This window comes from Brucella sp. NBRC 12953, assembly GCF_040369775.1.
Classification (GTDB): Bacteria; Pseudomonadota; Alphaproteobacteria; order Rhizobiales; family Rhizobiaceae; genus Brucella; species Brucella pseudogrignonensis.
In genome coordinates, this window is record NZ_BAABSV010000007.1 from 148,641 (window position 1) to 173,118 (window position 24,478).

Consider the following 24,478-nt stretch of genomic DNA (forward strand, 5'->3'; position numbering starts at 1 on the left):
TTCCTTGCCGTCGCCCCGGCAGGATCTGTGCATTGATGGACACCTTCGACGCATTGGTATCTCACGCGATCGCGCAGACTTGACCGGGGCAAGAGGCGTCATCCCGATCGGATGCGAGCCACAGCAAATCGGCCAAGGCGAGCTTTTTTAGGGGTGGCCATTCAAAGTGGATTTACCGGTCTCGCGGGCGTTCGACATCAGCATGGCTACCCTCGTCTTCGTCAGGGGCGTTATATTTTCGGGCAGGCAACGTCATGGCGAGGACGCCAACAAGGACGCAAGCCATTCCAATCCATGCGGTTGAGGAAAGCTTCTCCTCGAGGAGGACAACGCCGATTGCAACGCCGATCGGCACCCGGAGATAGGCTTGTGCCGTTGTGCCGACAGGGCCAAGCGTTCGAACAAGCCGGAAGTAAATCACCAAGGCAAGCGCTGTTGAGAAGACGGAGAGCGCCAGAAGTGCGACAATGGAATACGCAGTTGGAGATAACGCCCATGGCTGATCGACAATGAGGCTGATCGGCGTGAGGATGGCTGCGCCACAGATGAGTGAACCTGCAGCCGGCATCATCGGATCAAGACCGTTGAAGTTTCTGCCAAAGACTGCGGCTCCGGCATAACAAATTGTGGCAATGACTATGGCGAGTTGCGCCCAAATCTCCCGCCCGACCCCCTCGAGCACTTGAATGCCAACAATCAGGCATATTCCAGCCATTCCTGCCAAAATGCCAACCAGCTTGCGGACCGTTATGCTTTCATCGCGGGCAATCAATACCGTCAGCAAGCAAGCAAAGATGGGGGAGGTGGAATTCAGGATCGTCGCAAGGCCCGCCTCAGTGCTTTGTTCTGCCCATGCGATCAGGGTAAATGGAACGACACTGTTAAGACAGGCCTGAAACAGAAAGCGGGTCCAGACTTGTCGATCACGCGGCAGCTTGAGTCCACGTAGCCAAATCACCGTCACGAGTATCCCCCCCGCGACAAGCGTCCTGACAGCGATCAACGTAATCGGCGGGATCGTTTCGACACCGACTTTGATGAGGGTGTAGGACGCTCCCCACAGCGTCGAAAGTACCAGAAGAAACGCCAGCTCCGTAGCCAGCTTCGTTCTACCCACCATCATAGACCCGTTATTGTTGATGCAATCTCTCGTTCCTTTCTAGCAGGCCCCGTTTGGGGGACGTTTCGGTGCCGGCCGAACTGTCAATGCAGTATGCAATCAGAGTGCGGATTGATTAAACTGTGCTGCGCTCGCCACGCCCAAGCCTCGGTGTCGCATTTTGCCGATTGAGCGCGGTTAACAATGAGGCGCAGCCGCATTTGACCACTCTTAAACCGATAGCGCTGGGGGTGAATGTTCTTCCCATATTCATTGCAAGGACTGAAATGGGCAGCGCACGCCATGCCACTCAAGCTATAGCGACCAGCCTTCTGCAGACTTCATAAGCCCGCCGGGACTTCTGAGACCGATAGATCAACTGAAATCTTGCTTGAAATGAACGAATGATGATAGCTTGCACGCTTCGGATTGAGGGTTGCGCCCTCCTGGTTCCTCATGAGCATTCGCCTGCAATCGTCCTCTTTAACAATCTGCAGATTTTGAGCCACAAGCGGTGTCACTGTGATGAAACAGAATGGCTTCTTTGCTTTATTTTAATCACTTTTCTGGTTAAAAAACAGTCAGATACTGACTTCCCATTTTGAACAAGCTTGGTCTTTCTGACCCTATCCCTTATCGACACGGGCTCGCAATGACGGGCAATTCATCCAGATCCGACATTCCACCCAGCGCATGGGCGCGTAAATCCGATCCTGGTCAACACCCGGCACAACCAATTTTGATCATATCAAGGCAAAGTGACAGAAACTGAAGCGGACTTGCTTGAATGTTCCATTTCAGCGCGATGTTTGGTCACCGCTTCTATTTGACGGAATCTGTCAGAAGCTGTGCAACACAGAAATGACCGATCTTCGCTTTATTGAGCAGACACCGTAAATACCCGCCTGCCGACCTGATCCCAGCAATGCGCTGTAGCAGCCACGCGATGACCACTGCGGTTCTCTCCTGCCCCAACAGCAGCTGTGCCTCGTCATAGGCATGCTGGGCGATGCCCAAGAAACACGAAACGACGCGTCCTGCATCACTTAACTCTCGCCAGGAGCGAATTGGTGCACAGGCATAGTCTTGAATATCAGGACAGGTTCGCAGAACCAAATCCAATGAAACATGCAGGGGCTGCACGTTCTGCATCCCAGCGCCCTGCCCTGTCATTGGCTGTGACGGTTGCGACCGTTCCTCCTCCAAATCAACTGAACTTTCTTTTTGATCTTTTATAAGAGATTCAGCTTGTGATTCATTATGATGCCGCTCAATCTGAGCATGATTGACGCTCAATTCTTCGACATCTTCCTTCAAATTCATGCAGTTAGCAATCTTGTCGCGAAGAACGCACAACTCGTTCAGGATGTTTTCCAACTGCGCGGCTTGCGCACGCCGGGGAATGCGTTCCACGATCGTTCTAAACTGCTGATGCAGGGCCGCGCGTAAAACTCCCTGCGCCAGGATCTCATCGGTTTCGAGCAGTTGTGAACAATCCCTGCGGCAAAGCGTTAGACGCTCTCTCGTGCGCTTAAGACGCTTGGCGTCCTCCTCAATGGTTTCGGCAAGTTTGGAAATTTCGGCAGCGCGCTCGAGCAAAGGAGCGACCGAAAACCCAAAAGCTTCCTCCACCTTGCCTTCGCCAGTCTTATAGGCATAGCGCTTTCCATTGGGACTATCGCGCCGAATAATCAATCCGGCATCGAGTAGGGAAGCCAGATGACGACGCAGCGTCGACTCCGGCATGCCATGGGCACGCAATGCGAGTTGTCGGTTTGACGGAAATACCACCAGTCCGCTGCGCACACTCAGATCATTCTCGGGGTAGAACGACAGCAAGGCACTGAGCACGGCAAGGCAGCGATCATTAATCTTGAACGCGGATTTTGCGACACAAAGCTGCTTATAGACAACCCAGCGATTGACTGTTGCGGTAGGGCAAGTGCGCTGGCTCGCAATTTTCATTTGGGCAAACGAAGCCCTTCGCCCACGAAATGTGGACGTGACATTCTCCTGAATGTGCATTTTCCTTACCTTTCAAAAGGCAAAAGAAATCTGCCCGCCAAATTGACGCCTAACGCTCTTGACAGTGATTCATGGAAATGCGATTCTCTAAGCGACCAAACTTGAGGAAGGCTTCCATGACGGCAACGTTATCGGGGGCCTTTTTCTTTTGCTGTTAATCTCCGCTATTTTGCGTCTTCGCGCTTTTATATTCGTTGTAGAACCGATCCATATTGCCTGAAAGCCAGTCGCTGAATGGCCGCGCTTCCGCGCTACTCAATTCAATGGCCACAGTTTTCGGTTTCTGTTTCATGGAAAAGCGCACCGCTCTGTCATCGGAAGCCCAGGATTTCTCAATCACCGCCTTGGCAGGTGCTTTCGCTGACGAACGCGCACTATATTTCTTGAGATAGTCGTGGAGCGCGTCGAAACGCTCGTCTTCCGGCAATGTCATGAAAGCTTCGGAATCAATCTTTTCAAGCGCCACATTCAAATAGGCCGGATTGAGAATGATCTGGCGTAGCGAGAGCCATTTATCACGACCGATCTTTTTGGAGGCACCCAACGCCATGGTTATCGGCGACGGTATCGTCTCGATGACGCTGAGCATCTTTGACAGCAGTGCATCATCAACACCAATGGCTGATTTGACGGTCTCCTTGCTCATGTCGTTGCTGAGCAGGTTCTGAGCGAAATAAGCCCGTTCAATGAAAGAGAGATTGGAACGGGCCGAGTTTTCCTGTCCCTGTGCGATGGCGGATGCGACATCATCAAGTCTCTTGACAACGGCCTTGACCTTCACGCCCAGATTCATCGCAACGCGCGCACGGCGATGACCAAACACCACCATATAACGTTCCGAATTGTGCGGATTTGGACGCACCAGAATAGGCGAGGTCTGGCCATGATCCCTGATTGCCTCTTGCAGGGCGAGAAGTTCCGCATCTTCGTCCGACAGACGGTCGGAGGCGAAAGAAACGTCCAGCAATTGTGGCTCGATCTCTACAATTGTCTCACCATCCATAAGACGTTTGGTGTTTTCCGCCATTTCCTCGATTGACCGCACCACGGTTTTGGCGGCCCCGGTCATACCGTAGCCGCTCTTTGCCGCTGGACCTGCGCTGCCGATCGAGGAAAGATCAAGATTTGCAAAGGGGTTTTTACGCGACATGGATGACTTCCTTCAGGCTCATTTTGAATAAGTCTCTGAAAAATGGAGAGAATTTAGCAAAAAAAACGGCTGACAAATGCGTCATCTCCGCCCCCAGGTTTGGTGGATGAGTTCTGCGACCTCTCCGTTGGAGGCGTTGAGGCTTTCCATTGCCCGTTCGTAGGTTGAACGGACGAAATCGCCCTTCTCAACCTCATACAGTGTCTGCTTCTTGATCGACGCGTCCGAAATCGCTGTCGATTTCAGGACATGGTTCCGCAACATGTTCTGAGCAAACATCGATTGCATGAAACCCACCATCTGGGCCTGCGGGATGTCGGTGGGTTCAAAACGGGTAATGAGGTAGCGGAACCATTTGACCCTGATTTCAGCGCCTGCATCTGCAACCGAGGTCATGATACCGCCGAGCATCTGCAAGAACTGCGACATCGACATGATATCGAGCATCTGCGGATGAATGGTGATCAGGATGCCTGTCGACGCCATCAGAGCGGTAATTGTAAGATATCCAAGCTGCGGCGGACAATCGATGACCACGACATCGTAGTCGTCTTCGATTTCCTTGAGCGCATTGACGATACGAAGATGAAACAGCCGCCCCTCCTCGCCCTTGCGTCCGGAGATGGCAAGCGGAACGTCATATTCATATTCCTGGAGCAGCAGATTTGCCGGGATGATATCCAGATTGGGAATGTTGGTTGACTGCACCACATCGGCGATCGGCTTTCTGTCCTCGTCAAAACGCAGGGCCTCATAAAGCGACGCGATTTCGTCGAGCTCAGGCTGAATGCCGAAAAGCGATGTGAGCGAAGCCTGCGGATCGAGATCGATCGCCAGCACGCGGTGGCCGGTCAAGGCGAGATATTGCGCTAAATGGGCGGAGGTTGTTGTCTTGCCGGAGCCGCCCTTGAAATTGACGACAGAAAGAACCTGCAGCGGTTCGTTCGCCTTGCGGCGTGGCAGATAGATCCTCTTGTCGGATTTCTTGTTCTCTTCGAGATAGGAGCGCAATTCAAGCATCTGCTCGGCAGTGTAGTAACGGCGTCCGGAAACCACCTCGATCTCAGGACCCTTGCCCTCACTATGCAACTGCCGCAAATGCGATTGCGTGACGCCGATCAGGTCGGCAACCTCTGGAAGCTGGAAGCGCCGCAGGGTCTTCCGCGCGTCAGGCGGATATTGCTGGGTGCGCAACATGTTGAGCGCACCAGAAATCTTCGCTCCCTGGCTGGCAATTTCATGGTCGAAGCGGTTCGCATTGTGCTCGTTCATTTTTAGAACTAATGTCCTTGCTTATGACACTTTCGCAAAAAAGCGCCGGGCATTCATATTTTCGCAACTATAATTCCGATTCTGCCCGTGCTGCAAGGAGTTTAAGGTTAATGAAAGATTAACGCTCTGCCGATAAGCGCCAAATACCAGTCGATGTCTATTCCGTCTTCTTGGCCGCCAGTCTCTCTGGCAGAAAAACGGAAATGTTTGCGATGCAGAAAGCGATGGTATTTGAGCGCTGCTTCCTGCGTTAGGTGCAGCTGCACAATATTTGCTTTGGCGAAACAGAAAGCGTGTATTGGCTAGCATATCAGGGTTTCCCGAAATGTGCATTGCCGCTTGGCGAACAGTTGTCTTTGCAATTCCCTTGGCTTACGAGCCGCAATTATGCGCGCATCCTATGAATTTCCTGGGCAAAGGAATTGAAGTCGCGTCCGCTTTTGTCGAGGCTGTATTGCTCTGCAACACTCCCACCATGCCGCGTCAAAGCGCATTCGCGAAACTGTCCGGAAATTGTCCTGTCCGAATTTCTCAACTGTCTTGCATGACACTTCCTCGTACAGATCATGCGCCCTGCGTTCACCAAATTAGCCCGACGAGCAGGAACGGCAAGTGGTCAATTCTGCTAACTATCGGAAAACAAACAGTTTAATGGCAAAAAGTACGGCTGACAAAAACGGTGATGCCGGCGAACAGGCCAGCAATCGTCTCATCGAACGCCGTCTCTGGATCGACCGTCGATCTTTGACGGAAGGGGCGGCGCATCCGATTGGCTGCTCACGGCAAATGGAGTTCGTGGAGACGGGATTGGGCCGCCCGAGTGGTAATTCGCCCCATTACGCGCCTTCTGCCGGCGGATGGGGTCGTTGTAGGACGCCTGATGCGGATGAGTAGTTGCGCGATGCGCAGTTACGCCCGTGAAGCTCTTGCTTGGTGCATGCTCTGAGAGCAGCCTTTGTCTCAGCCGCCTCTTGCGGCGGTCGAGATGGGGGCGTTATAGAGGCGATCCCGATGGAACGTCATACAGTCAATCCTCTGTTCGCTGATGCCACACACCTATCTCGATGGCGCCCACACATGTCAGCAGCTTTTGTCGATGAAAGTCGCTTTTATTCAAATGTCCCCAGATCAAATCGTCGGTCTTCAAATCCACAGGATGCAGATGAAGGATAGCAAGCGTGGATCGTGTGGGAAAATGCGCGACCGTCGCCGATTTCCCAGCAAGCAACAGACCGATAAAGTGTTCATCGCGGCTGAGAGGTGTCCCAGTTTGGGCAGATCCATTCATTGAGGTTGGAACCCTGTTTCAACCCATCATCATTTGTTTTCAAAGAGAGTGATCGCAATCAGAGTGGCGTTCTGGAGTCTTATTCCACTGGCGCGTCCCGGACGAACAATTGATTTCGCAGATTTCCCGAAGAATGGACTTATCGGGCAACACCATCCGCTAGTGCGGTGCTGAACGGGGTTGATATACGGTTTCAGGCATCAGAAAGACCAAGCAAACTCAAACGGCTTTCTGACCGATCCGCCCCTTGGACGAAGTCGGAAGATGAAAAACCTCGCAGACGAAAGCCCGGGGTGAAACAGATCCGGTCTCACCTTGTCGCTCTGCATTATGAAAGGGCGTCGGCCAAGCGCGACTTTCTATTCGGTTTATATTGCAGGCGCTAGGGAACTTGCCCGTTCTTTCCGACGTCCGTAAATCAATCATGCTGGGGCGGCTCGGACCTATAGCAACCGTGACGCTCGACCGCTTCGCCGTTTGGCGTCGTAGTAATAATCGCACGCCTGCTGGACAGAGCGATGGCGTGATTGTTCCATCGCTTCGGGGAGCGGTATGCCGCGATTGGCGGCTTCGGTGAGATAGCCGGAACGCAGGCCGTGCGCCGAAAACTCACTAGGCTCTAACCCAGCCATTTGCGCGCGCTGCTTGACGATCCGGTTGATGGCGCTCGGTTCGAGCGCTCGAACCGAAACATTGCCCCAGCGATCGATTTTGCGAAACACGCTGCCCTTGTCGATTTTTGCCGCTTCCAGCCATCGGGTGAGGGCTTCGACGGGTCGGCCGGTCAGATAGACGAACTCGTCCTGATCGGCACCGCCGGTTTTGGTGCGGCCAAGATGAATGCCGAGCGAGGCGAGGAGGGAGCCGTCTTCATCGGTGACAGGTGCCTGTTTGACGAGTTGTTCTATGCGCAAGCAGGCCACTTCGCTGCGCCTTCGCCCGCCGGAGGCAAAGGCTACCATCAGGATGGCCCGGTCGCGAATCGCGGGCAGATCATCGCTGGAACAGGTCGCCAACAGCTTGCTCAGGATATCGCTGGTAATCGCATTGGCACTCTTGCGGCTGCGCGGCCGGTTGATGGCGCGCACCGCAAGGCGGATTGCCGATTTGATGGAAGGCGATGAAAATGACCCCTCGAGTCCGCGCCAACGGGTCAACGTCGACCAGTTGGCGAGACGACGACGGACCGTTGCCGGTGCATGCGATCCCGACACACGTAGAAAGCCTTGTCGGCGCAATTCGTCTTCTACGCAGGTCGGCATGCCGTGATCGGGGTGGATCTCGCGTTGCTGCGGTCGCCACAGATGATGCGCAACAAATTTCAGCAACAGGGCTTCGGGCGCAGGCCAGGGAAGGGGGCTGCCACTGGCGGACAAGGCCCAGGCTTCGAGATAGGCCAGATCCGAGGTCAGCGCGCGCAGCGTGTTTTCGCCCATGCCTTCGTTGACCAGATGGCGCAAGGTTTCGAAATCCTGATCGGTCAATAGTCCGGCGAGCCTGTCGCGGCGGTTCAGCGGCAGAACAGCCGCCATCGTATCTAAAGTCTCGGTGCGTTTTTCAATCGAACCTGACAACGAGCTGCTCATTTCGGCAGTCCGTTCTCGTCATATAGTTCATCGTGGTTCGAAGTCTGGTGCGTGTTTGCAGGCCTTCCCTTAAGCGCCAGCGCCCAGACTTCATCCCATGTGCCCTGGCCGTTCTGCGAAATTGGCACGATCGCGGCAATAGGATCGCCAGCTCGACAGATGACAACTTCGTCATCGCGCAAAACGAAGTCAATCAGTTCGTCAAATCGCTCCGCCGCCTCGGCAATGTCCACGAATACCTTCACCGCCACTGCCCTTACCAGACGCGCTCATGCAGAATCGCGTCGAACGCCAGATCCGCCGAGATGAAAGTGCAGTGCTCAAGCCGCGCCTGAGCGGCAAGAATCCGGTCCCACGGATCGCGATGTTCCCATTCAAAATTTGCTGCAAGTTCGGCATGCAGATCAGTGATGGCGAGTGTTTGCAGGCCGCTTTCCGTGACGGCTGCCCGCAGTTCCTGGGGCTTGAGATCAAGCTTGTTCAGGCGCATCATCCTGTTGTCCAGCTCATAAAACGTGACCGCACTGACGAGGATAGCATTTGCCTTGTCCTCGATCAGCGATCGTGCCTTCGTGGACAGGCGATCACTACCGATTGTCCACCAGTAGACGGCGTGGCTGTCGAGCAGGATTTTCATTGCGTGTTTTCGCTATTGTTGGATTTGCCATGCCAGACGCCGGTATCATCATTCCAGTCTCCCGCATCGATCGCCGCCTGCTCTGCATCAACTGTGTCGAACAAGTTGTCGGGCAGGCCACGATGGCGCAACAGGCCAAAAGGGCGCTTGCCACCGTCCGCTGCCGGACCGATGCGGGCGTAAACTTCGTTGCCACGCATGATGACGATCTCTTCGCCCCGGTTGGCGCGCTCGAGGACTTCAGCGAAATTCTTGCGGGCTTCGCTGATCTTGTAGCTTGTCTGGCGCATTCGGACCTCCGAAATCGGTCGTACGCCATTGATACCATTGTTATACAGCACGTACAAGTGCTTTGTACATATACCCTCTGATAACGTATACTTATCGAAGGTTATAAATAAACATGGTTAATGTCACGGTAACGATACTTATGAGAGAATTAGTTTTAATATAGAGGTAATTAATGAGTTATTTCAATTGCGAAATGGGATCCAATTCAGCGCGTATCGCGTAAACCGCAACTGGCCTTGGCGCGTCAGAGCGCCTTTGTCGACCATATCCTGGAGGTCACGGGTTGCGGTGGCGCGTGAGGTTTTTGTCATGGCGCGATAATTGTCAGCACTTAAGCCCCCGACAAAGCCATCGGGCCCGGCTTCAAACAACCGTGCTACCACCTTTTCCTGGCGTGGATTGAGGACGCCGCGAAACCGGTCATAAAAATGCGCTTTGGCGATATAGAAGCGCACCCGTTGCAGGGTGAGCTGCTGCGCTGCCAGCACGGTTTGACCAAACCAGACCAGCCATTGTGTCACATCCAGGGTGCGCTGATGCTGTTCCAGTTGTGTGTAATAGGCTTTGCGGCTTTGTTCGATGGCAAAACTCAATAGGATCAGACTGGGCTGGCCCAGCGATTGGGCGAGGGCTTTTTCGGCCAGTGCGCGGCCGAGACGCCCATTGCCGTCTTCAAAGGGGTGAATGCTTTCAAACCAGACATGGCTGAGTGCAGCCCGGGTCAATGCGGGCAGGGGAGATGCGCCATTGGGTGCCGTCTCATTGAACCAGGCAATGAAACGGTCCATTTCGCCTGGCACCTGTTCTGAAGGCGGCGCTTCGAAATGAATTGTGGGACGGTCCAGATGTCCGGAGACGATCTGCATGGCGTCAGTATGCGTCCGATAGGCGCCGATGGCTTCCAGATGCCGGCTGCCAGCCATTAGCATCTGATGCCAGCGAAACAGGGTCGCGTCGTCAAGTGGCAAGGCATATGTACCGTAGACATCAACCGACATTTCGGCGACGCCGTGTTCACGCGGTTGCAGCGCGCGCCGATCCGTTGCCAGGCCCAACTGTTTTCGTAGAGATGACTGAACACTAAGCCGGTCCAGCGTCTCACCTTCGATCGCACTGGTTTTGATTGCTTCATCGCTCAAGAGTTCGATGCGTAACAGATCTTGTTCACTTGGATGGATATGGCGCACGGCACCAATCACCTCGCCAGAGGATAGCAGGAACTGCTGCTCCAGGCTGTGTAGCGCTGCAGCATCGTAACTGAAATTCGGCCAGTCCGGTTGCGTCCAGTTCCAGGTCATGAGCGACAGTTCCCTTTTCTATAGCTCATAATATCAGATACCATGATTAATAGAAGTGGCTCTTATCGCTCAAGCCATAGGCTTAGGAATGACCGCTTTGCGCGCAATGTCGGACGTTCGCGGTGCCGAAAAGTTTGCTGATAGCTGTCGTTTCGCTTTTCATACTATTAGCGACCGCGATGGGGTGGGGAGCGGTCGGGCGGCTGTTTCCTGTGAAGAATGACAACGGGACATTCGCTCTGAGGTTTACAGCCTGTTCTTCCCCTGCTGATCAATCAAGACTGCCTGCTGCCATCGGCTTGGCGCTTTGTCGGTGCGGTGAATGCAGCCCGCCCAACAGCATGGGCGTTTCTTGCCCTCCAACAGTTCGTCACAGGTTCGTTCAATGCGACGCTGGCGCGTCTTTGGCTGTTTCGCATCATCCACCCAGCAGATGAATTCATTTCGGCCGAGCGGCGTCAGACTTTCCCACAGAACGAAGACATTCGGAGCCGATAGCAGGGCTGCCTGAAGATCCTCGCGTGCCTCGTGAACAGTACCATGTGGAAAAGTGTTCGCCATGCAACCTCCAAATAATTCGGCTAGCAACACGGGTGGTGGCGAGTCATTTGACCGCCTCAGGTGACTTTTTGTCCTGCCCCAATGTGTACGCGACAACTGCGTTGGCGTGCCCGTGTCCCATTCCATGCTCGTTCTTCAACATTTCGACGAGATCCATATGCTTTGCCGGGAGACCCTTACGTACCAACTCCTGCCAATGGACGATGGGACGGCCGTACTTCTTTTCAATTGAAGGGAAGTAGGAGGCTGGGCCCTTGGCCGGCTCGTCGGTCATCAGTGAATCTACCCCATGTTCTCGGTAGCACCAAATATCGCCCGAATCGGGAACGAGCGCAACATGCTGCGAAGGGCAGCTTTCAGCGAAGTCCAACCATGAACTTGACGACTGACATGAGGTCGGTAGCTGCCGGGCAGCAATGCGCTCTATTGCAGACGTTACTGTACAATTCACACGCACTCCAAAGTAGTCATTCCGCTTTTTCTTGCTGCTAACGACCATTATGGGGTGGAAAGCTAAATGACCGCTTTTGGCTGGCGTGGCAAACAACCGGACGGCGCGCGCGACTCCACAGGCCTCATCGCAAATGAACTGGCGAAGTGCCGTCTCCGATGTTCGGCCAAGACCGGACCTTTCCGGGGCGCACGTATCATTTCAAAAAGATGCGCGGCTCGGGGTGCCGGCTTGTGACTTGATCACTGTTTTGGTTCTTGAGCCAGAATTCGAACAAATCGAAGCCTGCGTCGAGTTTTTCGATATGAACGACCTGGTTGGTTTCCTCCTCATCATAAGGCGCAGCAAGCCCTTCAATTATCGAGGCGTCGCCGACCACAACGTAGTCGAAGCGCTTCAACATTCTTTCTGCGATCGTTCCATGGCCGCCGGTATAGATGAGGGCCGCCTTCGGCTTAACTCCAACACGGTAGATCTCGGGACCAACTACCTCGTAGTAGACCTGATCACCCATCGGGCGGTGGATAAGCAAGTGCGGCGGAGCCAAAAGACTGCTCGCCACATTTACCTGCAGCCGTGCGGTTCGAACAGTTGTGTTCTCACGGTAGACAGTCAGCTCGAGAGTTTCCTCTTGAGGGCGGTTGGACGTCGTTTGAAATCTAATGACCCCATCAGAGGACATCGCAATACGAAGCAAATCCTCATCTGACTCTATGGCGGGTAAGCTGGTCAAATAGACGTAGGCGACGTTTGCTAGCTCCCTCGTGCCCTGCAGGTTCCACCGGGACGACCTCAGCTCCTGGCTGCCCACAATACTGGCGAACGCCTTGGGATTGGTAATGTGGTACAGACGAAGATCGAAGTCATTGTCCGCTCGTGGCCGACATGTGCCTGAGGCAAATCGCGTCAGCCGCTTCGGCCCGTTAATAATGCACCGATAGAGCTGCGCCCCGTCGTCGTAGCGCCTCACCAGACCATCAGATCGCACTTCCACAATCAGCCGTGTTAAAATTGTCGCGCGCGGGCTGCCGACGTCCACAGAGAAACGCGCGACATGAATATTCGGACCAACGTTGAACCCAAGTATTGGCGGGCCGAAGAAGCTCAATTGAAAAAAGCGCCAGTATGGCCGCTCGAGGAAGATCAGCTCTGGCAGCAGCACGCTCCCGAAAGTCGCATGCCCGAGTCTCAACTTCACTAGGCCGTGAAAACGGTTCTGAAGGCTCTCATCGAGTGCGGGAGAATGACGGACTAGCGGCCCGGCGAGTCGCCAATCAAACGAGGTGTTCAATTCCTGATTCTCCAGTGGATCATGTGTTTTCGTGAACGAGAATGCGATTGGTGTCGCTCCAGTCCGTGCACAGATTATCAGCTCGGAGCCGTAACATTACGCGCGGATCAAGCGCTGATGAGCCATTGGGCTCGTGAAGCACCGCCCCGCTGCGCGTAATCCAACCCGTAGATCATAAGATCGGCAAGATGCGTATCCACAGCACCTTTGGATATTCCCGGCTGAACGCCAAAGACTTCGAAGGTCAATCCTGTTGGAGGTGCCTCTTCCAATGTCTGCCTAAACGTCTGGAAGTCGCCGATCGCAAACCGGGAGGGACTGCGGTGACGTCCTGCATTTATGCGGTGCTCGATGTGCTGGACCAGTACAGCGGCATCACAATATGTGATGGATTTCAGCATCTGCCCCGAAACTTCGTAGACGTCGTTGACGCGTCCGCCGGACGGGGCGCCGCCAGCGCCTTTGCAGTGATATAGCCTGACCACTACGGTGTTATCGGGGTTTTGTATCGCGGCGATGTAGTCCGCCGCCTCGCCGCTCCGGTGGTCATAGACCAGCGCAATGGTGTTGGGTACGGCCATCAGATGTCGCTCAAGCCATTGATGGACGCTCAGCCTCCCGTCCGGTTGATCTGGTCCGAACTCCAAATCGATCTTGCAATTGTGCCAGTCAAGAGCCTCCGCATCACCGTCGCGCAGCTGGGTCGCGACTGCTGTTGCAGCTGCGATCAAGTTCACGCCGACGAAGGAGGACTTGTCGGCCGCGTAGAAAACCGGCGGATGCTCGGACAGCCATGACGCCAAGTCCGACCATTCGTCATAGCCAGTATGGATCTCGACATCCTTCGCGCCAACTTTCGTGAACAACGCACCACCATCGATACCGAAGCGGAAGCTCTCGTTGAAATTGTCGGAGATGATATCGAAGGTCATAGCGGACCGCGAGCCATCCACCTGCCAATTGCCCAGCTCTAGGTCTGTTATATTGCCATAGGACCACGGTTCGCCCGCTTGGTTTCTCCATCGAATCCGTGGCGCGAGCCGGTAAGCCTGTTTGTGCCAGCCAGCGGCGATGATCCGGTCGGGAAGCTGTCGAAGGGTACGGGCGTGCTGAATAATGTCTAATTGCGAGGCCGAAATGCCGCCCCCTCCGCCGAGTCTTCCGTTGAGCTCGGTGATCCATTCGATGTATTCCGCGACGGTCTGGCGCTGATTGGACCAGATGCGAGAACTGCTGCTGGCGCCGATCGTCTCGCGGACGTCTTCATCACCGACACCGCTGCCGAAAAAGTGCCCTTGTGAATAGGCTCGGGCGTCACCGCTCGTTATCGCGCGCTCCGCAGCCGGACCTGTCATCACTCGGTAAGACTCAGCCTGAGAATTAACCGCAGTGTTTCTCAGGCCGACGTTGTAGAATCTTAGGCTGCTTAGTCCGCTCAACGCACGGCGCGTTCGCTCATAGCTAATAGGCCTATGCTGGTCGGGCAGCGCGGTCTGAATGAGGTCCTGATAGATGCGTGCCGTTCGGCGAGTCGAGCCGATGAAGCACAGATGAGAGGCTTGATTGAAGGCTAGGAGGAAGGCGTCATGGCGCACGTTGACCAGAACGTCGGACGTCGCCCAACTCGGCGGTGAAGTGTCGACGGTTAGGAGAAGCGACATTAGCCCGTCCTCCGATGACCATTGCTTCACCACCCTCAGATCACGGCCTATAGTATCGCCGAACTGCGAGAAGTCCGGTTTCGCGTGGCATTCGAAGATCTGCGCGTGCGCGTAAAGCTCCAACAGGAGCGGCGTCACGGAATCGTAGTCGGAGTCTGTCTGCTTTTTGATCTTGAGCAGGTCCAGGACCTCCCGATCCGCTTCTGCATCCGCGATCTGCGCCCGAGCGACTTCATCGATCAACTCGGCGACGTCGATCCCTTCCTTGAATAGCTTCAGCGACGCCGCCTTAAGTCGCGAAAGTGGCGCCACCAGCGTAGCATCGCCGGTCGTAGCATCGCTCGTCCGTGCGAAGCGGCCGATGAACTGCAATGTACGCACCAGGGAACGATGGGGCGCGTGGAGGGCCGCGATCTTCAGCTTGGGAAAATCGTACCCCTCACCGAACATGTCGACGCAGACCACACCATCGATCTCTCCTGCGAGCAGTTCCATCTCCGCCGTGTCCTGGGCACGCTTAGAAGCGTGGCTATCGATGGTCCTGACGCGGGCCCCGGCCTCGGCATAGACCTCGACCAGCTTCCGCGCAGACGCGATCGTCGCCGCGCGGGCAAAAATGCGATGGTCAAAGCCAATCGCTTGGTCGGCACGCAGCCGCGCGACCGCAGTTCGGGCAACCGAACGATCGATCTCCTCGTCATTGTTTGCGTTCTGCACTGGCGCCGAAGTGAATGTCACACGACCGAATGCCGACTCCTTTGCGGCCTTCGATACCGGATAATAGTAAGCCATTCGTCCCGGAATTACCTTTCGATCACGGCGGAACGGCGTGGCGGTCAGGAAGACGAACTTCGCGTCCGGGTAGTGCGCAAGGAAGGCCGCCCATGTTTCTGCGGGTGCATGATGCGCTTCGTCGAAGATAATGACGTCGAACAAATCCGCTGGCGCCTGCGGCGCGATGGCTGGTGAAAGGCTCTGAGGGGTAGAGATCACTACGTCCTGTTCTGCAAGCTTCGACCACTCGGCCGCATCTGCAGGTGCACCTTTCTGACTGTAGACCTTGGGGTTGGGCGTGGTCTCGGCGACGACCCGGAGCAGCCGAAGGACGGAAAGCTCCTTGAAATGGCCGGTAGTCTGCCGCCGCAGTGCGTCGGACGGCTCGACGACTAGGAGGCGCCGTGCCCTCAGCAAAAATGGCAACGCCATCAGGAGAGCCGTCTTTCCGTAGCCAGTGGGCAACGAAATAATCGCCGGTTCATCGTAGACCGAGAAATGCGCCAGCGAAGAATGCAGGGCGCCCAACTGTCCAGGGCGAAAACCCGTATTGGGCGCACCTATCAGGTTCAGTGCGAGATCATTGTCTATGAAGTATGGCATCGAGTCCCCCTGCAGCATTGGACTACATTCCATTTGATCTCGCAAGTATCGCCTTTTAAACTGAAAATGGTGCCTTCACGAATGACCGCTTTCGGGACGCGACAATAGGTCATGGAACGGCCGATATGAGGGTCGCAACCGGCCGATCGGCAATGCACCTTCCTTTCGGACGTAATCGTCGTTACCGCTCATGCCGAAGAGCGGACACAACTCCATGGCGGCGTCTCGTCGCCTTTGCGCCAAGGGCGGTCAATCCGTCACTACTTAGCGCCCCAGGAGGGTGGTGGTAGCTAAAGCACCGGCACCAGGAGCGGCTGGGCACCCTCATGCCGCAAGGAAACGGGATGTCTACATAGTCTACGCGTTGGTTTCGATCTTCACTTCAATAGCTCGTTCCACCCGAAGAGCTTTCAATTTGTCGGCAAGGGCACCCCGCGCCTGAGCAAGACCCTTCGCCCTAGGCAAGCCAAGCCCGAAGTCTCCCTCCGTGCATTCGAGCGTTCTCTTAAAGAGCGTCGTCACACGCCTGGCACTCATGTCTCGAACACGCATTTGCGTGTCTTCGAATACTGTCTTTGCGTTCAAGACCCTGACACCCCCCGTTCCATATACGAAGACATATGATGCATCGGTGATGCCCAACAATTTCGCGCAAGCATCGCGCAGTTCACCCTCAGCTCGATTAAGATTGCGCTGCAACTTCGCCTGCACCAGAAAGCCTTTGCTTTCCCTTCTTCCACCGCCTCCGACGACCTCGATCCCAACATACAAGTCCGCACCGATGTCCTTCTCAAGTGCACCTTGCCCTCGGTCGGGGATATCTTGTGTCATGATCCGGATATGATTTCCCAAGATGTCCTTGCCGTTAAGTTCACTTTCGAGCATCTGTCCAATCCGCGCGGTTAGCGGAGCCTCTTGTGTCAATCCAGCGATGTGCTCGCGGACTGCGGCGTCTATCGTTTTCCCCAAAGCCGAAGCGATGAGGTCTCTCGCAATTGGATCGTGGCCAAGCATCTCTGGGTCCTTTGTCGCGGTACGAGGCGGTTTCGAGGGCCTCAAGGCTGCTCAATTGGTCGGTCAAGCGCGATCTCTACACCTGCCCTGGCGGCGAGGATCTACTTTCTCGTCAGACAACCTACAAAAAGGGAGCGTTCATTTGTCGACGAGACTGGCGCGAACCAGGTCCGCTTCGCGCCTCCCACTCGGTCATTTGGCAAGTCATGGCATAACTTGTAAGCGGACATTCTCACGGCAACTAGCCTGCCATTGTCCGCAAGGAGCTTCAGCATCCGCCAACGATCGAAATAGTACGCTGTGCATATGTCCGGACTTCGTCGTCTACAAAAGCCGCATTTGGATCGTGGTGGAATGGCGCCGTGAACTGATTGATGTCGTCCAAGTCGTTATACTGCGGCGTTAGAGGATGGCTGGCGTCCGCGCGAATAATCGCCAGCATGTCGCCCAGCCATTTTCCGTCTAGGATTTGGTTGGGAAACCGGTAGCGGATGTATTTTTCCAAGAGCGGCCGCATCGCAGTCCGCATTTCCCGCGCGTTGTTGTTGCGGCCCTCGGCGAACTCCTGAAGTAACATATGTTCTTGAAGATAGCCTTCCTTTACTTCCCACTCGATTTCCCAAGGCTCGATTGACGAGCCGGTTGAGGTCCCGGAAATTTTTATCGTCGTACAGGCCACGCTGTGGATCAGGACGCGTACAGCGTCGAGGAAGAACTTATCGTGGCTCAGGACGATCGTCTGAGCTGCCTCGCCGCCAGTCCTGACGATCTCCTTCGCCGTCATGGCGCGTCGGAAATCGTCGAGGCTCGTGAAGGGATCGTCGAACACTACGAGCTTGCGGGAAAGATCCGCGTCTCGCTTTAGCTGCGCGAGGAAGAAGGCCAACGCGAAGGTATTCTTGTCGCCTGTGCTCATCGTCGTGTCGAACCCTGGATCGTTCTCGCCATTCCGTGTCACGTCGACGTCGTTGGAGTCGAACCGCAAGCAGTAGGTCGACTGCGGCACCTTCCCGATATAGTTTTTGCCGCACTTGGCGAGCCGGAACCCGGCCCCGAATGTGGCTAGGATCTTGTTGATGTCGACCTCATACGCTCCAAGAATTGCCTCGTCATAGATATCCAACTCCTTCTTCTTGGTGTCCTTTTCATCGAACAAAGCCTTCTTTTCATCCAGCAGTTTCTGGTAGCCGGTTGCTAGCGTGAGAACCGGCTCGACATGCCGCTTCCGGACGGCTTCAAGCCCCGCCAAGGTCGCCTCCACCGCGGCTTTATTTGCCGCGGCGCTTCCCTCCTTCACGGCCTGGATAAGCTGATTTGCTGCGGCAACCTTTTCTGACGCGGCGTTGAGTTCCTTTACGGTTAAAGACCATTTCGCATTTGCTTCGATGAAATCGGCAGACTCTGGCATAGCTTCCAGAGGAGCTTCTGTCTTATGTCGTAAAACGGCCTTCGCCGCCTGGAGGAGATCGTCAATCTCGGCAACTATCCGAGTCGCCGCTTCCGGGCCCTGGTATTGGTGGTCGCAGTAGCCTGCCCAGAAAGCCGCATCAGCCTCCGCGTCCTTGAAGGCCTGCTCGCACTTGAGCGCTTCCGCTGCCGACAATGCTCCAGTGAGCGCCTTACTCATGTCGGCAATTGTATCCTTGTGATCCGCATAGGCCTCGCTGAAATAGCCGCGATAGGCATTGACCAGGTCATTGTTCGACATCGTTTTGGCGCAGAATGGGCAATTTTCACCAGTGGCATGTTTCAGCCCCTGGGCTAGCCAAGTTTCACCACCCTCGTGAAAGTCGTGAGCCGCGATCTGTTGTTTGACGCGCTCGGCCGCATCGGCCGCGATCCCGTCAACACCCTTAGCAAGAAGTGCGGCGAAACCTTCCGGCAATGCTGGCAACTCTGGCACGCTCAAGAGCTTACGGGATTTGATGGCGTCTAAATCATTGATGACCTTCAGTTTAAGGGTAGCGTCCTCGATCTTCTTGTCGACCGTGGGATCAGCAGCGAGCTTGAGAAACGCTTCGAGCTTAAAGCCCTTCGGCACATGCTGCTCAAGCACCTTTTTCTCAGTCGTTATCTCGGCCTGCTTTGCGGTGGCGTCGGCATCTAACTTGTCAACCTCCTCCGCAAGAGCTACTCCGGTAGGACCGACGACAATGCGATAAAAATTGCGGCGGTGCTCGACATCCACCTGATCACCGCCATGGACGTTTTCGTTAACAAACTGCTGGTCGAAGATGTGAATGTCTGGGCTGGATCCGCTCCAGGCACCGTTCGAGAACCGTGCCGGACCCGTGTCGAGCAGCAAGCCAATCAAAGGATCGGATGTGGCTTTGAACGTTTTCCGGCGCGTGACGAGCTTCGGGTCGTTGAGCCGAAGGGACCGAAGGATTGCGCCTAGCGTTGTTTTGCCGCGGCCATTACCTCCATAAATCAGCGTGAACGGCTCATAGTTGCCTCCGCCGATGCGCGCCGATTTGAAGCGGCCTACATTCTTTATCTCGGTTATCTTCTTTAGAAACAAACCCGCCCCTCCTCACCATTGGGGCTTCCCGGCCCACCTTCAATTGGCGGAAGCTACTATTGCGCGAGTAATTGATTGTTGCAACACATCACGTGCCCAAGCAAACAGGTGATATTCTCTTGAGCATTTTTAGAAGGCGAAGATAGGATTGCCCTCAACTATTGCGCTGTGGGAACTGCAAAATTCTCCTCCCGCTTTTGGTATAGCGTAAGTGGGCCTGATCCTATTGTGTGCCTCCGCCGGTAATGTCTGCTTTATATGCGGGATGCTCCAACAGCGAACAGTCCGCTCCCGGCCCCATTGCGGTCGTAGAAGCTCCGCAGGATTCACTCCTGACTGGCAATCAGCACGCCGGCCAATGATAGGGATGAATGGTTCGTATCGCTCCAAGGTGGAAAACGCAGTGAATTGGCGGACACAGAAATTTTCTATAGACTATGTAATTCATATGCATTACAATTCAGCTTTAAGTTGGAGAAACTTATGGCTTCTAACGCACTCGTTCAAACTCGCATTGATGCCGAAGTTAGAGATCGTGCCTCTGCGGTACTTGAAAGTATGGGGCTTACGGTGTCGGATGTAGTTCGTATCTTACTCACACGGACGGCGAACGAGGGGGCATTACCGCTCGAACTTATATCAGGCAGCGAAGCGCACGATGCTTGGTTTCGCAGCAAGGTTCTTGAAGCGCTTCACGACACACGACCCGACGTGCCGGATGATGAAGTCACAGCTCATTTCGAAAGACGACGGGCAGCAGCGCGCCTTAAAGCAGCGGCGCTCAAGTCGTGAAGCTCACCTGGTCCGCATTTGCGTTATCAGATCGAGACGCCATCTTCACTTTCATTGAGGCGGAGAATCCCTCATCTGCAATCATGGTCGACGAACGAATAGTCGCGGCTGCTCGTCGCCTAATTGATTTTCCGGCGAGTGGTCGGGTTGGCAGAATTGCCGGGACGCGGGAACTGGTGATAAACGGTACCCCATACGTCGCGGCTTATGCTGTAACACAATCGGTTGTTCGTATCCTCCGCGTACTTCATGGCGCACGGGAATGGCCAGACATGATTCCTACCAGCTAAGCTTCAAACTTTATTTATGGGATCAACGGAGCGCCAATTCGCTTCTCTCCAAGATAGACGGGCGATATTGCCGTTGAGGAGGGGCAATCATCAAGAATCTTGACTGGTACTCTAGATCAGAATCCTGACATTCGATTTCCCTCGGATCCCCGGCGCATTTACATCTTAGATAATGTCCGCCGTAAGCCGATGATGATCGCGTCTGGCGACGTATTTGTGTGGACGACCACTCCGTCGCGCAGTGCAGAACCCAACGATGACGTTTGTCTGCATCGCATTGCCTCCGGGATAGAGAAAACCTACTCAACCCCCGGGCCAGAAACGCCCTATTAACCGCGCTTCATAGCACGTGCTACGATAACGCCGTCCTCATCTGTGATGTCGAATAATCTGAAACTGAATATATATATAATCATTCCAGCTTCTACGGTTTTCGCGCTGCCTGCACTGAAAACGAGTATAGAGTTACACGGCGCGGGCCAAAGTCCTACCAACGCTTGTCGACGCAGGATCAACTGGCCGAGGCTGCTATTCTGACGGGCTTCTGCTGTTGACCTGATTACTAAGTATGATAAAGTGCACCTAAAAGGAGCTTAGACATGTCCTCAGTGGAACGTTTGACCATTACCCTGCCCACAGAAATGGCAAGCACAGTGCGCGATGCCGTTGCTGGCGGAGAATACGCCTCCACAAGCGAAGTCATTCGTGAGGCATTACGCGATTGGGTGCGTGCGCAGGACACCGAACGTCGGGATCTTGAAGCCTTGCGGGAAGCTATTCGTGCGGGGCTGGAGAGCGGCCCCGCTATTCCCGCTGAAGAAGTCTTTGCAGCCCTGCGGGCCCGCTACACCAAGGCGTGACAATAACGCCCTTCATTCGTCCCGCCGCACAGGCAGACCTTATCGAGATCGGCGATTACATCGCGATCGACAACCCGGATAGGGCGCTATCCTTTATCGCGGAACTCGAAGCGCTCATCTTTAGCGCAATTGCATTACGCCCGGACAGCTTCCCAGCGCGACCCCACCTTGGAGAGGGTCTGCGCGTCGCGTGCCATCACCGCTATCTCGTCTTCTTCACGAACAATGCAGAACGCATCGAAGTGCTGCGCATCTTGCACGGCGCGCGTGACCTTCAGTCCCTTCTGAACTGAGCTGGAAAGAGGGCATGCACGAAAGTCGCCCCTCGCTTTTTCACCGCCATCGCTTCTCGACTGAACTCATCGCTGAAGCGGTGTGGCTGTGTTTCCCGTTTCCGCAGAGTTTTCGTAGGGAAGATACAGGCTGGCCTATGAGCGATCATCATTATCCGAGAAACAGTAAGCGAGTGGGCTAATAAGCTCGTACTAGATTACCCAATACGATCCGTGGCCGCACCCGCACACCGCATTTTTGACTGGCAATCAATCCTCGACCTGTTCTCGATTATTGCGCGCAAATCACAAGCGTGAGTAGTTGAGAAAATGAGGTAAAATTGTGCAGCCTTGACGAACCGCAATGGTTCATAAATAATCTGAATGAACCAAGGAGAACCTAATCATGACTGCTGCGTTTACGGTCCGTGTGCAGGACGACGTCGCTAGAAAACTCGATAAAATTGCCGCGCTGTCTGATAGATCACGTGCTTATCTTGCCGCACAAGCTATCGAAGACTATGTGGTCCGGGAAGAATGGCAGTTGGCGGAGATTCAAGCAGGAATCGCAGAAGCGGATCGCCATGAATTCGCGACTTCGGAAGAGCTAGGCAGAGTCATAGGGAAGTATGTTGGGGCTGGTCGTCGCGCATGACTGCTCCTACTTTACGCTGGACGCGCCGCGCCATTCGTCGGCTCGACCAGATAGGTGCCTATATAGCAAAAGACAATCCCGACGCTGCTGCTCAAATTGTGACGCGCATTGTCTCGGCAGTGGATAATTTAGCAAGTTATCCCTCGATGGGTCGGCCGGGGCGTATAATCGGCCGGGGCGTATAAAAGGCACCCGTGAATATGCATTCGCAGATATTCCTTATGTTATCGCATACAGATTACAGTCCGGAGTAGTAGAAATTATTACTGCTATTCATGGCGCTCAGAAATGGCCATTGGAGCTGGACTAATACATAAAAAAACAGGAGTGTACTGAAGCGTTCTGCAGCTCGCTATTGAGACTGCCAAAGGTGCTAGCCCGAACTAATTCTAGGTGCATATCCGGTCGCGGGCGATTCTTGACTCCAACTCTAAATCAGAAACAGGCCAACCAATTCGCACCGTTTAATCGGGCGAACCCAGCCGTATCGTTGGTAAAGCCCAATCAGGACTGCAGCAATTCAGTGTAGATGAGCTCGATACGCGCAGCCTCCTCTTCAGCCAGGCCGGCAAACTCCCTTTCGCGAGCACGCTTCGACAGCTTACCGCCATTCTGGCTTAGAAAGCGGAACAGGAGATCGAGCAGCCTGTCCGGCATGTCAATCATGCGCGAGACCTCATTCTTGAAACTATCATAGGTTTTCAGGAAGGCGGTCTCTGCTGGCAGGTCAATATCAATGGTACGGGCCACGCATTCGAACAGGAATTCCGCATGGGGCGTTGCGTCGAAATATCGATAAAAATCGACCGTCTCGTTCAGCACCTCGACATTGCCTCGCTCGGTCGGTCGCCAGCGGACGAAAGGCAACAGGCGACGGGAATAGGTCTCCAACACGTGCCGGTACTCATCAATGCGGTCGAGAATGACTGCCGAGACAGGAAACACCAACCCAGGCGGATTGAAACCGCGTTCCGCCAAAACATGATGGATGACGTAACGGTGCAGGCGTCCATTTCCGTCCTCAAACGGATGGATATAGACGAAGCCGAAAGCAAGGGTGGCCCCGGCTAATACCGGGTCCAGTTGCCGTGCTGCACCGCGGTCGAATGCGGTCAATCCTTCGATCAGAGTCGGCAGATCGTCATGCCGGGCGCTGACATGATCCGGAATGGGCGCGCCGCTCAGGCGATCATGCTCTCCGACAAAGCCGCTATCAGCGCGCAGGCCAAGGTGCACGAAACGCGCATCGCCAATAACGATGCGCTGCAATCGTTCCAGTTCGGCACGGTCGATTGGATGGCGACCGGCCTCCGCGATAGCCTGTCCCCAGCGTTGAATGCGGTCCCGGGGAGGGTCTTCGCCTTCAATCTGGAAACTCGACCGTGAATCCTTTAGGAGCAGGAAGGCCGCAGTACGGGCAAGCAAATCCGCCGGCACCTCAGCGATCAGGCGCCGAGCCTCCTCGCCGAGATCTCGGGCGATAAAAGCATCCAGCTTGGATGTGCGGAAGATCATCGGGCAGAAGGCGGGTGTGCCGGGCAGATTATTCTTCACCCGATGGCGAGAGGATGTCGTCCCATCGATTGCCCATTGCAGACCGGGATCGACGACCAGGGCGTATGTGCCCTGGGTTGCATCATCGAGATCGAGCCTGGTGTCGAGCAGCCATTCATAGAGAAACCAGAGACGCCGCGCATACGCACCGGTCGGCGCTGCATGCACGATCTCGATAAGTGGCCTTGGCCCAGTAGCCTGAAACAGGGCTTTAAGGACGGCCAGGTCCAGACCTTCGTAACGTAAAGCGAAGGTCAGATGGCCTGTGAGACTAGCGTCTGGTTGGTGGCGTGGCGTATAAAGCTTCCAGTCGTCAGCTTGATAGACTTTGTGGCGCGCACCGATGGCGGCGAGGTTGATCGGCACGGGAACAGCGAGCTCGAAAGCGTCGATTAGGGACGCGTACCCGACCGGGATTGCTCGTTCCGGCAGGCGACGGTCGTGAAAAAAGCTTACTTGGCCTGAAAATGGCTTCTTTTGCCCAAGAAGCATGATTTTTGATACTTTCCCATGAAATTCTTTTTCACTCGCAT

The 24,478-nt window shown here is 54.8% G+C and carries 23 protein-coding genes; 7 read left to right on the forward strand and 16 right to left on the reverse strand.

Going from position 1 to position 24,478, the window contains the following annotated elements; translation table 11 throughout:
- Positions 1–172 precede the first annotated feature (172 nt).
- From ABWV94_RS17495 to repA, 4 genes are all read right to left on the reverse strand, one after another.
- Positions 173–1,120, reverse strand: a complete 948-nt coding sequence (locus ABWV94_RS17495) for a DMT family transporter (RefSeq protein WP_113497333.1) — start codon at positions 1,118–1,120, stop codon at positions 173–175.
- Positions 1,121–1,921: 801 nt separating this feature from the next.
- The gene (repC, locus tag ABWV94_RS17500; protein WP_113497170.1) at positions 1,922–3,124 is read right to left on the reverse strand and encodes a plasmid replication protein RepC; all 1,203 of its coding nucleotides are present in this window, start codon (positions 3,122–3,124) and stop codon (positions 1,922–1,924) included.
- A 154-nt stretch (positions 3,125–3,278) separates the two neighbouring features.
- Complete coding sequence (gene repB, locus ABWV94_RS17505; RefSeq protein ID WP_113497172.1) at positions 3,279–4,274, reverse strand: plasmid partitioning protein RepB; 996 nt, start codon at positions 4,272–4,274, stop codon at positions 3,279–3,281.
- A gap of 81 nt (positions 4,275–4,355) precedes the next feature.
- Complete coding sequence (gene repA, locus ABWV94_RS17510) at positions 4,356–5,546, reverse strand: plasmid partitioning protein RepA (RefSeq protein WP_079210503.1); 1,191 nt, start codon at positions 5,544–5,546, stop codon at positions 4,356–4,358.
- 651 nt (positions 5,547–6,197) lie between these two features.
- On the opposite strand from repA, the gene ABWV94_RS17515 reads away from it, so the two are divergent.
- Positions 6,198–6,440, forward strand: a complete 243-nt coding sequence (locus ABWV94_RS17515) for a hypothetical protein (RefSeq protein WP_113497174.1) — start codon at positions 6,198–6,200, stop codon at positions 6,438–6,440.
- 837 nt (positions 6,441–7,277) lie between these two features.
- On the opposite strand, the gene ABWV94_RS17520 is transcribed toward ABWV94_RS17515, so the two are convergent.
- The 11 genes from ABWV94_RS17520 to ABWV94_RS17570 form a co-directional block, all read right to left on the reverse strand.
- Positions 7,278–8,420: a site-specific integrase gene (locus tag ABWV94_RS17520; protein ID WP_353414703.1), complete on the reverse strand. Its 1,143-nt coding sequence runs from the start codon at positions 8,418–8,420 to the stop codon at positions 7,278–7,280.
- Positions 8,417–8,665 carry a type II toxin-antitoxin system Phd/YefM family antitoxin gene (locus ABWV94_RS17525; RefSeq protein ID WP_374844116.1) on the reverse strand — a complete coding sequence of 83 codons (249 nt, stop codon included), beginning with the start codon at positions 8,663–8,665 and terminating at the stop codon, positions 8,417–8,419. Before ABWV94_RS17525 ends, ABWV94_RS17520 begins: the two co-directional genes overlap by 4 nt.
- A gap of 11 nt (positions 8,666–8,676) precedes the next feature.
- Positions 8,677–9,057, reverse strand: a complete 381-nt coding sequence (locus ABWV94_RS17530) for a type II toxin-antitoxin system VapC family toxin (RefSeq protein WP_113497178.1) — start codon at positions 9,055–9,057, stop codon at positions 8,677–8,679.
- A complete protein-coding gene (locus ABWV94_RS17535) occupies positions 9,054–9,347 on the reverse strand; it encodes a type II toxin-antitoxin system Phd/YefM family antitoxin (RefSeq protein WP_113497180.1) in 294 nt (97 codons plus the stop codon). Before ABWV94_RS17535 ends, ABWV94_RS17530 begins: the two co-directional genes overlap by 4 nt.
- Positions 9,348–9,530: 183 nt before the next feature.
- The gene (locus tag ABWV94_RS17540; RefSeq protein ID WP_113497182.1) at positions 9,531–10,646 is read right to left on the reverse strand and encodes a Fic family protein; all 1,116 of its coding nucleotides are present in this window, start codon (positions 10,644–10,646) and stop codon (positions 9,531–9,533) included.
- Positions 10,647–10,892: 246 nt separating this feature from the next.
- On the reverse strand, positions 10,893–11,207 hold the full coding sequence (locus ABWV94_RS17545; protein ID WP_353414706.1) for a YdeI/OmpD-associated family protein: 315 nt from the start codon (positions 11,205–11,207) through the stop codon (positions 10,893–10,895).
- Positions 11,208–11,250: 43 nt separating this feature from the next.
- Entirely contained in the window at positions 11,251–11,481 is a 231-nt protein-coding gene (locus tag ABWV94_RS17550) for a DUF4287 domain-containing protein (RefSeq protein WP_353414708.1), read from the reverse strand.
- A 373-nt stretch (positions 11,482–11,854) separates the two neighbouring features.
- On the reverse strand, positions 11,855–12,949 hold the full coding sequence (locus ABWV94_RS17555; RefSeq protein WP_353414710.1) for a hypothetical protein: 1,095 nt from the start codon (positions 12,947–12,949) through the stop codon (positions 11,855–11,857).
- A gap of 107 nt (positions 12,950–13,056) precedes the next feature.
- The gene (locus ABWV94_RS17560; RefSeq protein WP_353414712.1) at positions 13,057–16,005 is read right to left on the reverse strand and encodes a DEAD/DEAH box helicase; all 2,949 of its coding nucleotides are present in this window, start codon (positions 16,003–16,005) and stop codon (positions 13,057–13,059) included.
- A 339-nt stretch (positions 16,006–16,344) separates the two neighbouring features.
- On the reverse strand, positions 16,345–17,001 hold the full coding sequence (locus tag ABWV94_RS17565; RefSeq protein ID WP_353414714.1) for a hypothetical protein: 657 nt from the start codon (positions 16,999–17,001) through the stop codon (positions 16,345–16,347).
- Positions 17,002–17,269: 268 nt separating this feature from the next.
- Positions 17,270–19,522, reverse strand: coding sequence for an AAA family ATPase (locus tag ABWV94_RS17570; protein ID WP_353414716.1), 2,253 nt, complete (start codon positions 19,520–19,522; stop codon positions 17,270–17,272).
- 483 nt (positions 19,523–20,005) lie between these two features.
- Here ABWV94_RS17570 and ABWV94_RS17575 point away from each other — a divergent pair, with 483 nt between their 5' ends.
- From ABWV94_RS17575 to ABWV94_RS17600, 6 genes are all read left to right on the forward strand, one after another.
- Positions 20,006–20,314, forward strand: coding sequence for a type II toxin-antitoxin system RelB/DinJ family antitoxin (locus ABWV94_RS17575; RefSeq protein WP_064322969.1), 309 nt, complete (start codon positions 20,006–20,008; stop codon positions 20,312–20,314).
- The gene (locus ABWV94_RS17580) at positions 20,311–20,604 is read left to right on the forward strand and encodes a type II toxin-antitoxin system RelE/ParE family toxin (protein ID WP_353414718.1); all 294 of its coding nucleotides are present in this window, start codon (positions 20,311–20,313) and stop codon (positions 20,602–20,604) included. The genes ABWV94_RS17575 and ABWV94_RS17580 overlap by 4 nt, the downstream gene beginning before the upstream one ends.
- A 599-nt stretch (positions 20,605–21,203) precedes the next feature.
- Complete coding sequence (locus ABWV94_RS17585) at positions 21,204–21,464, forward strand: type II toxin-antitoxin system ParD family antitoxin (RefSeq protein ID WP_113497200.1); 261 nt, start codon at positions 21,204–21,206, stop codon at positions 21,462–21,464.
- Complete coding sequence (locus ABWV94_RS17590) at positions 21,461–21,757, forward strand: type II toxin-antitoxin system RelE/ParE family toxin (RefSeq protein ID WP_353414720.1); 297 nt, start codon at positions 21,461–21,463, stop codon at positions 21,755–21,757. The genes ABWV94_RS17585 and ABWV94_RS17590 overlap by 4 nt, the downstream gene beginning before the upstream one ends.
- Positions 21,758–22,142: 385 nt before the next feature.
- Positions 22,143–22,391: a CopG family ribbon-helix-helix protein gene (locus ABWV94_RS17595; RefSeq protein ID WP_113497204.1), complete on the forward strand. Its 249-nt coding sequence runs from the start codon at positions 22,143–22,145 to the stop codon at positions 22,389–22,391.
- A complete protein-coding gene (locus tag ABWV94_RS17600; protein WP_353414723.1) occupies positions 22,388–22,576 on the forward strand; it encodes a type II toxin-antitoxin system RelE/ParE family toxin in 189 nt (62 codons plus the stop codon). Before ABWV94_RS17595 ends, ABWV94_RS17600 begins: the two co-directional genes overlap by 4 nt.
- 319 nt (positions 22,577–22,895) lie before the next feature.
- Here the strand turns inward: ABWV94_RS17600 and ABWV94_RS17605 are convergent, their stop codons facing one another.
- A complete protein-coding gene (locus tag ABWV94_RS17605) occupies positions 22,896–24,437 on the reverse strand; it encodes a Fic family protein (protein WP_353414725.1) in 1,542 nt (513 codons plus the stop codon).
- Positions 24,438–24,478 lie beyond the last annotated feature (41 nt).